Here is an 11,984-nt window from a genome sequence, read left to right on the forward strand (position 1 = left end):
CAAAAGGGGACAAAGGTACAATTTCTTCTCCAATTATCAAAATGGCAATAGCTGCTATTGCTGTAGGAATGGTGATGATGCTCATCGCTATTGCTACGGGTATTGGTTTGCAACAAAAGATTAGAGAAAAATTGGTAGTTTTCCACGGTCACATACAAATTTTCGATTACGGCAGCAATGCTTCACAAGTTACTACCAAACCTATTAGTATACAACAGGATTTTTACCCTAAATTTTCGGCAGTGCCCGAAGTTACTCATATTCAAGCAGTAGCAACTAAAGGCGGAATTATCCGTACCGAGAATACTTACGAATCCATTCTCGCTAAAGGTGTAGGACAAGATTACAATTGGTCACTCATTCACGATTTTATTACCGAAGGGCGCACTCCTAATGTATCAAGTGAAGAACTGACTGATGAGATACTGATGTCTACCTATTTAGCTAACAGGCTGCACCTTAAACTCGGTGACCGCTGCCAAGCTATCTTCTTAAAAGACGAAGCTGCTCAAGCTCCTAACCAGCGCAATTTTAAAATTGTAGGTTTATACAACAGTGGCTTTCAAGAGTTTGATGCATCGTATATCTTCACTGATATTCGTCATATTCAAAAAATCAACAAATGGAAAGCTGATGAGATAGGCAATTTTGAACTTTTTATCAAAGATTTTGATCGTATTGAGGTGGTAGGCAAACAAGTATACGGCAAAATCGGTACTTTCCTCGATTCACAAACAATTATTCAAAGATTCCCCTTTATTTTTGAATGGTTAGGAATGTTTGATTTTAATATTTATCTCATCATAGGGATAATGATAGTTGTTGGTGGATTTAATATGATTACCGCTATCCTAGTACTCATTTTAGAGAAAACACCAATGATAGGAACTTTAAAAAGTTTAGGAGCTTCTGACCGTAGTATTCGCAAGATTTTTTTATACAATGCTACTTATATTATAGGATTAGGGCTTTTGTGGGGTAACATTTTAGGTTTCTTACTATTGTGGTTACAACAGCGTTATAGTATTATCAAGTTAGATCCAGCAACCTATTATGTAAGTGAAGTACCTATTGCCTTCACTCCCTTGTGGGTAATATTGCTCAACATAGGAGTTTTATTGTTGTGTTTACTAATGTTACTCATCCCTACCTATGTGATTACCAAAATATCACCTACTAAATCGATGAAATTCTCATAGTTTCTAATTCTCTAACTCTTAATTTCTAAACTTAATTAATTATAATCTATATGAAACACTTTTTGTTAACTTTAGCACTTTTTTCAGTAGCAACTTTAGCAATGGCACAAAGCCCTAATATTTTAGACCCCGATTATCAAAATAGTCATTCAAATCGCTGGACATACGGAGGAAATATAGGCTTGAGCTATACTTATGGCTTAGGAGTTGATATATCTCCACGTGTGGGATATAAAATCACTGATGATTTAGAATTAGCAGCCATTGTAAATGGTTCACTACAACACAGTCAGTATTATCGCAGTCTCTCGGTGTCTGTAGGTCCTGCATTATCTTATTATATAGGAAGAGCAGCCTATGTAAGCACTAGTTATCAGCATTATTTCATCTCTCAAAAACACAAAACTACTGATATAAAATACAATACTGAAGAGGACGCTCTTTACATTGGTGGAGGTTATATGCAGAATATAGGAGGCAATGTGTATGTGCAAATAGGTGCAAGTTACAATTTACTCTACAAAAAAGACAAGAGCATTTTCAGCACTGGCTTTATACCCAATGTAGGAATTGTTATCGGTTTGTAATTGGCTAATTGACAAATTATTCGTACCTTTGCGCCCTCAATCACTATAAATAATAATGACAAATACAGGAAAAATTGAACTAATGGCACCTGCCGGAAACTTCGAGTCGCTACAAGCGGCTATAGACAACGGTGCTGATTCAGTATACTTTGGGGTAGACCAGCTTAATATGCGCGCAAGGGCAAGCATTAACTTCACTATTGACGACCTTGACGAAATTGCTCGCCGCTGTGCTCCTAAAGGTATCCGTACCTACCTCACCCTCAATACAATCATCTACGACCACGACCTTTCTATCATCAAAACACTACTTGATGCTGCAAAAAAAGCAGGACTTACTGCTGTGATTGCAATGGATCAAGCAGTTATAGCCTACGCACGACAAATAGGAATGGAAGTGCATATCTCTACCCAAATCAACATCACCAATATCGAAACTGTGCGCTTCTACGCTATGTTTGCCGATACAATGGTGATGAGTCGTGAGCTCAGTTTACGACAAATAAAAAAAATATGTGAACAAATAGAAAAAGAGCAAATCAAAGGTCCTTCGGGCAATTTGGTAGAAGTAGAAATATTTGGGCACGGGGCACTCTGTATGGCAGTATCAGGCAAGTGTTATTTGAGTTTGCACTCTCATAATTCTTCAGCCAATAGAGGCGCTTGCAAACAAAATTGCCGTAAAAAATATACTGTAATCGACCAAGAAAGTGGTTTTGAAATAGAACTCGACAACGAATATATGATGTCGCCTAAAGACCTCTGCACCATCGACTTCCTCGACCAAGTAATTGATACTGGCGCAAAAGTATTGAAAATTGAAGGTCGTGGGCGAGCTCCTGAGTACGTTGCTACAGTAATTCGCACTTATCGCGAAGCTATTGATGCCTATTACGCAGGCACTTACTCCAAAGATAAGTTTGAAGGATGGATAGAAACCCTCAAAACAGTGTATAATCGTGGCTTCTGGGGAGGTTATTACTTAGGACAAAAATTGGGTGAATGGAGCGAAAACCCTGGTTCTAACGCTACCCAAAAGAAAGTGTATATTGGGCAAGGCAAGCACTACTTCCCTAAAACAGGTATCGCTGAATTTGCTATTGAAGCCTTTGATATAAAAATAGGCGATAAACTCCTCATTACAGGTCCCTCTACAGGGGTACAAGAACTTGAACTTACTAGTATGATGGTGAACGATGTGCCTGCTGATCGTGCTAAAAAAGGGGATTCGTGTACCATTAAAACTGATTTCAGAGTGCGATTATCAGATAAACTTTATAAAATAGTTAAAAATAATTAACAATGAACACACTACAAGCTATTATAATTGCCATTATTGAAGGGCTTACTGAGTATCTTCCTATTTCGTCTACTGCTCATATGGGCTTTACAGCAACTCTTATGGGAATACCCGATGACGAATATTTGAAAATGTTTCAGGTATCTATACAATTTGGGGCTATTCTCTCAATTGTTGTACTATATTGGCGTAAGTTCTTCAACTTTACTCAATGGCAATTTTATCTCAAATTAGCTTGTGCTGTAGTTCCTGCTCTTATTCTTGGCAAACTATTCGATGATAAAATAGAAGCTGTTTTGGGTAACCAAAAAGCCATTGCTATTACACTTATCATAGGAGGAATAATCCTATTGTTTGTAGACAACTGGTTTAAAAATCCTAACATTCACGATGAGAAACAAATCAGTGTAAAGAAAGCAGTAACCATTGGCTTTTGGCAATGTTTAGCAATGATGCCAGGCACCTCACGTTCAGCTGCTTCTATTATAGGTGGGATGACCCAAGGACTCACACGTAAAGCGGCTGCCGAGTTCTCCTTCTTTTTAGCTGTCCCTACAATGCTTGCCGTAACTGTATATTCTATTTTCTTGAAGAAATGGGGAGTTGCCGAAGAAAAAGGTTACGAGTTAATAATGAAAACTAATGAAAGTTTTTGGTTGTTTATTATAGGTAATGTAATAGCCTTTGTAGTGGCTATGATAGCTGTAAAGTTCTTCATCCATATCCTCACAAAATTCGGCTTCAAAGTATGGGGTATCTACCGCATCATCATCGGTACTGCATTACTAATCTATTTCTCTATAAACTAACTACTGATATACCTAAAATGAAAATATTATTTCTGACAATAGCTTTTGTTTGTCTGCTCATTCACTCTATAAAAGCTCAAACAGATAGTTTATCAGTAATGGATGAGCAAGGAATTGTAGCCGACACTCTGCGCAGTGATGCTGAGAAACCACAACTCAAACAAGTAATTTTACCTGCTTCTCTCATTACCTTTGGAGTAATCTCTAATGCTACCTACATAAACCGCTACGTACAGCGCCACGTTTATAATTATTCTGGTGGACATAAGTTGCGTATTGATGACTATATGCAATACGCTCCCATTGCAAGTGTTTTTGCCTTTAGCAACTTAGGTGTAAAAGCTAAACACAGCGTAAAAGAACGATTGATTATAGGGGCTACTGCCTATGCTATAATGGGAGCTTTGGTAAACGGAGTAAAATATACTGCCAAAATACAACGCCCTGATAGTAGTGCTTTCAACTCCTTTCCTTCAGGACATACAGCAACTGCTTTCACAGGAATGGAAATCCTATGGCAAGAGTACAAAGATGAAAATGTGTGGGTAGGTATCAGTGGTTATGCTATTGCTACTACCGTGGCAACCCTTCGTTTGTACAACAACCGCCATTGGATAGGTGATGTATTAGGAGGAGCGGGGATAGGTATCCTTAGTGCAAAAGCAGCTTATTGGCTCTTTCCTTATACTTCAAAACTGCTTAAACGTAAAGAAAAATCATCCGTACAAATGGCTATCTACCCCGTTTATTCTGATGAAATGAAAGGTGTAGGGCTAACCCTATTCCACTAAAAAAAATAGCTTCTAATGGCAATTATTACCACTATTTTAAACAAAGTTCCCCGACCTTGGCTCATCAAATTGAGCTATTGGGTGCGCCCCTTTTTATCTTTCTATCTACGAGGTAAAAAATATCAAGACCCCATTGACGGAAAGACTTTTAGAAAATTCTTACCCTATGGCTATGGCAAAGCACGTCCCAATGTACTCTCCCCCTCTACCCTATCATTAGAACGCCATAGGTTATTATGGCTTTATCTTACCCGCGAAACAGACTTCTTTACCAAACCCTTAAAAGTACTACACGTGGCTCCCGAGCAAGCCTTCTACAAGCGATTTAAAAAACAAGCTAACCTCGATTACCTCACAACCGACCTTTATTCGCCTTTAGCCGATGTAAAAGCTGATTTGTGCGCTTTACCCTTTGAAGATGAAAGTTTTGATGTAGTATTTTGCAACCACGTATTAGAACACATTCCCGATGATACTCAAGCAATGCGAGAACTCTATCGCGTGATAAAAAAAGGTGGTTGGGGTATCTTCCAAATACCACAAGACTATAACCGAGCTGTCACTTTTGAAGACAATAGTATTACTGACCCTGAAGAGCGTACCCGTATCTTTGGTCAGTACGACCACGTTAGAGTGTATGGAATGGATTATTTTAACAAACTTCGTGGCATAGGTTTTGAGGTGGAAGAAATACACTATGCTTCCAAATTATCCACTGAAGAAATTGAAAAATATCGTATTGTAGCAAATGAAATTATACCTCTGTGTAAAAAGAAGTTATAGATAGAAAAATAATAATACATAACTATCTTACTATTAAAGAGTTGTTAAAAATGTTAATAAAAACATAAAAAATAATTACAAAAATACTTGTAGATTTGAAAAATAGCAGTATCTTTGCCGTTTATTCATAAAAAAAATGAAAAAAATATTATTGAGTATCTCCCTACTTTTTGTAGGCTGTCAAACTGAAAAATTACACTTTATAGAAGGTGAAGCGCAGGGCTCTACTTATCATATCAAATACATAAGCAGCAGTAATGAAAACTTACAACCTGCTATTGATTCAATTTTGCAGGTGATAGACCAATCAATGTCTACCTACAAACCCGATTCTGACATTTCTAAAATCAATGCAGGGGATACTACAGTAGTAGTTGATGAGCATTTTAGAAAGGTTTTTGAAGCTTCACAACAAATATGGCAGGAAAGTGAGGGGTTGTTTGATCCTACTGTGGGGGTATTAGTAAATGCTTGGGGGTTTGGGAAAGAAAAAATACAGGAGAAAAACCTTCCTACTGATGAAAAGGTAGTTGAACTTAAAAAGTATGTAGGTTTCAACAAAGTACATCTTACAGAAAATGGAACTATAAGAAAGGAAAATCCCTCTATACTTTTTGATTTTAATGCTATTGCTCAAGGTTATACCTCTGATGTAGTTGCCTCTTTTCTTAGTTCTAAAGGCATTGAGAACTACATTGTTGAAATAGCTGGTGAAATGTTCTTAAAAGGAAAGAATACTATAGAAAACAAAGCCTGGACAATAGGTGTTGAAAACCCTATTAAACCCTTAGATGAAAAAGAATTAATCACCACTATACAGTTTGAAAATCAAGGATTAGCAACTTCAGGTAATTATCGCAAAGTATGGACTGATAGCAATGGGCGCAAATACGTGCACTCTATCAACCCCATAACAGGGCGTGCTACCCAAAGTGATGTACTCAGTGCCACTGTAGTAGCTCCTTCTACAATGTATGCTGATGGTTATGCTACAATGTTTATGGTAATGGGAATGGAAAAGAGTAAAGATTTCTTAGCTAAACACCCTAACCTAGCTGTACTTTTAGTGTATAGTAATGAACAAAATCAAGAAATCACTTTTAAAACATACCCTTTTAAAAAATTAGAAGAGAAAAAATAAACTAACTAAATTATCAATTTTTAAATAGAAGCAAATATGAACGGAAAATTTTTAACATTATGCTTAGGAGCTTTGCTCTTGTTTTCTTGTGACAACAACACAAAGAAAACTTCTAAACTCTACGAAGTAGAAGGTAAAGGTGGTAGTGTAGCCTATCGCGTGAAATACATCTCTGCCGATAGTACCGACTTAAAACCTGCTATTGACTCTCTTGTAAAAGTAGTAGATCACTCTATTTCTTCTTACAATAAAGAATCTATTGTAGCTAAAATCAACCAAGGCTTAGTAGCTACTAAAGCAAATGATCACTTTAAGAGAGCATTTGCCACTGCACAAAAAGTATGGAAAGAAAGTGGAGGATTTTATGATCCAACTGTGGGAATTCTTGTGAATGCTTGGGGATTTGGTAAAGAACTTATCCAGCCTGTTTCTAAGTTACCTACTGAACACGAAATTGACAGTTTGAAAAAATATGTAGGTTTTGAAAAAGTACACATTAGTGATGATGACTATGTGAAAAAACAAAATCCTGCTATCCAATTAGACTTAACTTCTGTACTAAGAGGTTATACCGCTGATGTAATTTCAGACTTCTTGAAATCTAAAGGCATTGAAAATTTCTCAGTGAAAGTGGATGGTCAAACCATTGTTGAAGGAAAAGATGTAGTAAACAACACACCTTGGAAAGTAGAAGCTGAAGATCCTTATGAACTAAACGACGATTACAAAGAGGTTATCCTTCACCTAAATAACGAATCTGTTTCTACTGATGAGAACTATCGTAGAGTATGGATTGACGGAAATGGTAAACGCTTTGTACACATTATCAATCCTTTCACTGGTTACCCAATGACAGGAGAAATGCTCAGTGCCACTGTAATTGCTAAAACAGCTGTAGAATCAGATGCTTACTCTACTATGTTTATGATTATAGGTCTTGAAAAAAGCAAAGAGTTCTTAGCTAAACACCCTGAGCTAAAAGCTCTATTAGTATATAGTGACCAAAACAATGAGGTTAAAACTTATAAAACTCAAAACATAGAACCTCTTATTGTAACTATAGCACAAAATTAATTGAAAGTAAAATAGAAATGAAGGGGACTGCTTGACAACTCAAACAGTCCCCTTCTAATATTAAATATTAATTGATATGATTGGAATTATAGGTGCAATGGAGCTTGAAATCAACACCCTAAAAGCTGCCATTGAAAATTGTAAAGAAACAAAAATAGGGCGTTTTGCCTTTTATCAGGGAATCCTTTGTGGCAAAGATGTAGTAGTTTTACTATCAGGAATAGGAAAAGTAAGTGCTGCTGTAGGTACTACCTTACTTATAGAGCATTACCATCCATCACTTATTATCAATACAGGGACTGCTGGAGGATTAGGTGATATTTCTGTGCACGATTTAATCTTAGCTACCGAAGTGAGACACCACGATGTAGATGTAACCGCTTTTGGTTACGAAATAGGGCAACAAGCTCAAATGCCCCCTGCTTTCAAAGCTGATGCTCAGTGGAATGAGAAATTGAAAGATGTAGCCTCTACTCATCAATACATTTTACATTATGGACAAGTAGTAAGTGGTGATTCATTTATCTCAGACCCTAAACGTTTTGATGAAATTTCAGTTAACTTTCCTCAAGCTAAAGCTGTAGAGATGGAAGCTGCTGCCATTGCCCAAACTTGCTATATGCTAAATATACCTTTTGTGATGTTACGTGCTATATCTGATAAGGCAGGTGAAGGCAACGCTATTTCCTATAACGAGTTTGTAGAGGAAGCAGGACGTATTTCAGCTTCTATTGTCAAAACTTTTTTATTGAGTTGCTAACCTCCTATTTAGTGTAAAAATCAACTATTCTGCGAATTGCACGTTCACATACAGGGCAAAAACCTTTCGGATCGTTAGATTTCATTCGGCAATCTTGCATAGGGCTATAAACCCCTTTACTAGTGTACCCTCCGCCTTCAAAAGCGCCGAGGGTATTTTTGTATTTTGAAGTGCGAGGAGTAGGAATAGGAGTTCCTTTTTTCACCATATCTTTCCACTTGCTCTCAAAATTCACTAAAGTAGTGATATTTTCTTCCCAAGGCTCTATCTTAGAATCATAAGTTTCTTGAAAAGTAGGATCCCAATCGTAATAATATTCATCAGCTAAACCCACAAAACCGTGACCAAACTCGTGTATGTATACTTTTTCGGAAAGTTCATTATCAGCTGATGCTAAATTGAGGTGATTGTAAAAAGCCCCACCTCCATAAGTAGACGTATTTACCAATACATAAATTTGATCATAAGGCACTGCTGAGGCAGCATCTGCAATGGCTTGCATACTGTTTGTAGTGAGGTAACGCTCTTGATTAAATGTATAGAAAGACGCGTTAAACGCTGTATTTTTATAAATATGTTTCCCTGGTACATCAGTGCCACTTTCTTTAGAGGGCACTGCAATGGCATAGACATTAAAATCTTTTTTGAGTTTATCAAAAGGAGGAATTGTGAACATATAATCAGTCATACGCTGTGCATCAGCATAGAATTTTTCAGCTTCTGCAGCGGTATAACCTTCTGCTAAAATCGCAATATCCACTTTTTTTGCTGCATTACCATTGTTGAGCAATTGTTTTATAGGGTAACTGGGTTGTGTTTCTTCAACAATAAAATAATCATCTGGAGATAATTCTTTTGTAGCAATAGTGTGAAATACTCCTTGTTTATCGCGCTTATCAAGGTGCAGAAGGAGTTTTTTAGTTGGAAAAGGCAACTGCATTGCGTGAGCAAAAAGTCGTTTTTCAGCTTTTGCTTCTTCAAGAGTAGCCCATTCATTAGCTAATGAATTAAACCCCTTGGAAAATACTAATTGTGTACCATCAAACACTTGCAGACGAAAATTTCCAAAATTAGGGGCAATGAGGTGCGAATGCGAACCTCCCCAATATGGTTCTTTCTTCAGCTGACCAAAAATCACCTCTGTATTTTGAGCATCAGAGAGTAAATTAAAGTCAATTCTCAAACTTTTATCAAAAGTAAAAACAGTGTTATTTTGAGCGAAAATAAACTGCGTAAGAAAAAAAAGTAAAAATAAATGCCTCATATTTAGTTGATATTAAAAATTATTTACTACATTTGCAGTGATTTTAGTTAGAGATGGTAGCATTTCAGCTGCCAAAGATAATAATAAAAACATTCATACCAAAACAAAATGGAACATATCGCTGTATTTAGAATGTCGGCAATGGGTGATGTAGCTATCAGTGTACCTGTTATAACGGCTTTTTCTGAGCAATATCCCGATGTAAAAATTACCTACCTCACACGTCCCTTATTTGCTCCAATGTTTTCTCATCTCCCTAATGTAGAGGTGTTTACCCCCGAACTTAACGGAAAACACAGTGGCTTAATAGGATTGTACAAACTCTACAAAGAGCTAAAAGCAAAAGGCATTGATGGAATAGCCGATATTCACAATGTATTACGTACAAAAATCCTTAAATTTTATTTTAAAGGCTCTAAAATACCTTTTAAACAGATTAACAAAGGCAGAAGAGAAAAATATGCCCTCACACGCTATAAATTTAAAGTTTTTGAACCGCTAAAACCTTCGTTCCAGCGATACGCCGATGTTTTTGCTGCCTTAGGTTTCCCTATCGATTTGAGCGACGACTATTTGCTCCCTCCTACCCCACTGAGTGATCCTGTAAAAAATTTGCTAAATGGAAGTGATTTGCACTTAGGTGTTGCTCCTTTTGCTTCGTTTATAAGCAAACAATATCCTTTTGACAAAATGTGTCAAGTGATTGAAAAACTCTCTGAACGTTATCCTAACAGTAAGATTTATATCTTCGGTGGCGGCAAAGAAGAAGAACAAAAAGTAGCTCAAATACAATTGCCTAATACTGAAAATATGGTAGGCAAACTTTCATTTAAACAAGAATTAGAACTCATTTCTCATCTAAATATAATGATAGGAATGGACAGTGGTAATGCGCACTTATCGGCGATGTATGGGGTACCAACGATTACTCTTTGGGGAGTTACGCACCCTTATGCAGGTTTCTATCCGTATGCCCAACCTATGGAGAATGCCCTTTTAGCCGATAGAACAAAATATCCGCTCATTCCTACTTCAGTTTACGGAAAAAAATACCCAAAAGGCTATGAAAAAGCTATAGAAACTATTTCAGCAGAAATGATATTAGAAAAAGTAGAACAAATATTAAATGTATTATGAAAAAAATTATGACTTTTATGATGACTGCTCTATTGGTAGGAGTAGCATATTGCCAAAAAAATACTAATGGCGAAAAAGAAATCAAAACTGAAGACCGAAAAGTAGCTGCTTATGAATCAGTAGAAGTATCAGGGGCTTATCATCTTGTGCTCACTGAAGGTGAAGTAGGTACTTTGAAAGTTAAAGGACAAAAAGAGGTACTTCCGTATTTGAAAACGAGCGTATCAAACAAAGTACTCTACGTGAGTATAGACAATAAATACAAACTAAAGACTTCATTAACAGTATATGTACCCATTAATACTTCCTCAAAAAAGATAGTAGCAAAAGGAGCTGTTGATATATCTACACAAGAAAAGCTAAAAGTTGGTAACTTGCAATTCAAAATAGAAGGCAGTGGAGACCTTGATGCTACTGTAGAGGCTACTTCTCTTGATTTGCAAGTAGCAGGGGCTGGTGATGTGGATATTGCAGGCTCAACAGAACGCCTCAATGCTGTAGTAAAAGGAGCTGGCGATATAGATGCTAAAGAGCTCGTTGCCAAACAAGCTACTTTGCGCATAGCAGGTGCAGGAAGCATTTCAGCTCACGTAACAGAAGATGTAGATGCTTCAATAGCAGGAGCAGGAAGTATTACTGTAAAAGGAAATCCGCCTGTGTTTAAGAAAAGTGTAAAAGGTATAGGGCGCATCAAAATAGAAGAATAAGGCGTATTTATGAAGAAAAAAATAATGATTATCAATGGACCTAACCTCAATTTGTTAGGTACACGAGAGCCTGAAATTTATGGCTCTCAAACTTTTGAAACGCTATTAGCCGAGTTGCAAACTAAGTTCCCTGAGTGTGAGTTAGACTACTTCCAAAGCAATCACGAGGGCGCTCTTATTGACAAACTTCACGAAATAGGTTTTACTTTTGAGGGAATAGTGCTCAATGCAGGCGCCTATACCCACACTTCTATCGCTTTAGCCGACGCTATAAAGGCGGTAAAAACTCCTGTGATAGAGGTACATATCTCCAATACTTTTGCCCGAGAATCCTTCCGTCATCACTCCTATTTATCGGCAGTAGCCGAAGGTGTAATTGTAGGGTTTGGGATGAAAAGTTACGAATTGGCAATCCAAAGTTTTATTGATTGA

At 37.0% G+C, this 11,984-nt stretch carries 13 protein-coding genes; 12 read left to right on the forward strand and 1 reads right to left on the reverse strand.

Features of this window, described 5'->3' with window-relative positions; translation table 11 throughout:
- The first annotated feature begins 41 nt into the window (after positions 1 to 41).
- From CGC57_RS02270 to CGC57_RS02310, 9 genes are all read left to right on the forward strand, one after another.
- Positions 42 to 1,199: an ABC transporter permease gene (locus CGC57_RS02270; RefSeq protein WP_095897795.1), complete on the forward strand. Its 1,158-nt coding sequence runs from the start codon at positions 42 to 44 to the stop codon at positions 1,197 to 1,199.
- A 50-nt stretch (positions 1,200 to 1,249) separates the two neighbouring features.
- A complete protein-coding gene (locus tag CGC57_RS02275) occupies positions 1,250 to 1,786 on the forward strand; it encodes a hypothetical protein (protein ID WP_095897796.1) in 537 nt (178 codons plus the stop codon).
- 55 nt (positions 1,787 to 1,841) lie between these two features.
- A complete protein-coding gene (locus CGC57_RS02280) occupies positions 1,842 to 3,086 on the forward strand; it encodes a peptidase U32 family protein (protein ID WP_095897797.1) in 1,245 nt (414 codons plus the stop codon).
- A 2-nt stretch (positions 3,087 to 3,088) separates the two neighbouring features.
- A complete protein-coding gene (locus CGC57_RS02285; RefSeq protein ID WP_095897798.1) occupies positions 3,089 to 3,895 on the forward strand; it encodes an undecaprenyl-diphosphate phosphatase in 807 nt (268 codons plus the stop codon).
- Positions 3,896 to 3,912: 17 nt separating this feature from the next.
- Positions 3,913 to 4,686, forward strand: coding sequence for a phosphatase PAP2 family protein (locus CGC57_RS02290; protein WP_095897799.1), 774 nt, complete (start codon positions 3,913 to 3,915; stop codon positions 4,684 to 4,686).
- Positions 4,687 to 4,701: 15 nt separating this feature from the next.
- A complete protein-coding gene (locus CGC57_RS02295; protein ID WP_002680879.1) occupies positions 4,702 to 5,469 on the forward strand; it encodes a class I SAM-dependent methyltransferase in 768 nt (255 codons plus the stop codon).
- A 136-nt stretch (positions 5,470 to 5,605) separates the two neighbouring features.
- The gene (locus tag CGC57_RS02300) at positions 5,606 to 6,610 is read left to right on the forward strand and encodes an FAD:protein FMN transferase (RefSeq protein WP_095897800.1); all 1,005 of its coding nucleotides are present in this window, start codon (positions 5,606 to 5,608) and stop codon (positions 6,608 to 6,610) included.
- Positions 6,611 to 6,646: 36 nt separating this feature from the next.
- Complete coding sequence (locus CGC57_RS02305) at positions 6,647 to 7,684, forward strand: FAD:protein FMN transferase (RefSeq protein ID WP_095897801.1); 1,038 nt, start codon at positions 6,647 to 6,649, stop codon at positions 7,682 to 7,684.
- Between the two features lie 76 nt (positions 7,685 to 7,760).
- The gene (locus CGC57_RS02310; RefSeq protein WP_095897802.1) at positions 7,761 to 8,444 is read left to right on the forward strand and encodes a 5'-methylthioadenosine/adenosylhomocysteine nucleosidase; all 684 of its coding nucleotides are present in this window, start codon (positions 7,761 to 7,763) and stop codon (positions 8,442 to 8,444) included.
- 4 nt (positions 8,445 to 8,448) lie between these two features.
- Here CGC57_RS02310 and CGC57_RS02315 read toward each other — a convergent pair whose 3' ends face one another.
- Entirely contained in the window at positions 8,449 to 9,708 is a 1,260-nt protein-coding gene (locus CGC57_RS02315; protein ID WP_002680966.1) for a M64 family metallopeptidase, read from the reverse strand.
- Between the two features lie 108 nt (positions 9,709 to 9,816).
- Between CGC57_RS02315 and CGC57_RS02320 the strand changes: the two genes are divergently transcribed.
- From CGC57_RS02320 to aroQ, 3 genes are read left to right on the forward strand one after another with little or no spacing between them, the layout of a single operon-like run.
- The gene (locus tag CGC57_RS02320) at positions 9,817 to 10,845 is read left to right on the forward strand and encodes a glycosyltransferase family 9 protein (protein WP_095897803.1); all 1,029 of its coding nucleotides are present in this window, start codon (positions 9,817 to 9,819) and stop codon (positions 10,843 to 10,845) included.
- Positions 10,842 to 11,552, forward strand: a complete 711-nt coding sequence (locus CGC57_RS02325; protein WP_095897804.1) for a head GIN domain-containing protein — start codon at positions 10,842 to 10,844, stop codon at positions 11,550 to 11,552. Before CGC57_RS02320 ends, CGC57_RS02325 begins: the two co-directional genes overlap by 4 nt.
- A gap of 9 nt (positions 11,553 to 11,561) precedes the next feature.
- The gene (gene aroQ, locus CGC57_RS02330; protein WP_002680875.1) at positions 11,562 to 11,984 is read left to right on the forward strand and encodes a type II 3-dehydroquinate dehydratase; all 423 of its coding nucleotides are present in this window, start codon (positions 11,562 to 11,564) and stop codon (positions 11,982 to 11,984) included.

The sequence above is a fragment of the Capnocytophaga sputigena genome, assembly GCF_002302495.1.
Classification (GTDB): Bacteria; Bacteroidota; Bacteroidia; order Flavobacteriales; family Flavobacteriaceae; genus Capnocytophaga; species Capnocytophaga sputigena.

Coding starts and splice junctions, on each gene's coding strand:
- CGC57_RS02270 (WP_095897795.1), top strand. CDS start 42: ATGGCAATAGCTGCTATTGCTGTAGGAATGGTGATGATGCTCATCGCT.
- CGC57_RS02275 (WP_095897796.1), top strand. CDS start 1,250: ATGAAACACTTTTTGTTAACTTTAGCACTTTTTTCAGTAGCAACTTTA.
- CGC57_RS02280 (WP_095897797.1), top strand. CDS start 1,842: ATGACAAATACAGGAAAAATTGAACTAATGGCACCTGCCGGAAACTTC.
- CGC57_RS02285 (WP_095897798.1), top strand. CDS start 3,089: ATGAACACACTACAAGCTATTATAATTGCCATTATTGAAGGGCTTACT.
- CGC57_RS02290 (WP_095897799.1), top strand. CDS start 3,913: ATGAAAATATTATTTCTGACAATAGCTTTTGTTTGTCTGCTCATTCAC.
- CGC57_RS02295 (WP_002680879.1), top strand. CDS start 4,702: ATGGCAATTATTACCACTATTTTAAACAAAGTTCCCCGACCTTGGCTC.
- CGC57_RS02300 (WP_095897800.1), top strand. CDS start 5,606: ATGAAAAAAATATTATTGAGTATCTCCCTACTTTTTGTAGGCTGTCAA.
- CGC57_RS02305 (WP_095897801.1), top strand. CDS start 6,647: ATGAACGGAAAATTTTTAACATTATGCTTAGGAGCTTTGCTCTTGTTT.
- CGC57_RS02310 (WP_095897802.1), top strand. CDS start 7,761: ATGATTGGAATTATAGGTGCAATGGAGCTTGAAATCAACACCCTAAAA.
- CGC57_RS02315 (WP_002680966.1), bottom strand. CDS start 9,708: ATGAGGCATTTATTTTTACTTTTTTTTCTTACGCAGTTTATTTTCGCT.
- CGC57_RS02320 (WP_095897803.1), top strand. CDS start 9,817: ATGGAACATATCGCTGTATTTAGAATGTCGGCAATGGGTGATGTAGCT.
- CGC57_RS02325 (WP_095897804.1), top strand. CDS start 10,842: ATGAAAAAAATTATGACTTTTATGATGACTGCTCTATTGGTAGGAGTA.
- aroQ (WP_002680875.1), top strand. CDS start 11,562: ATGAAGAAAAAAATAATGATTATCAATGGACCTAACCTCAATTTGTTA.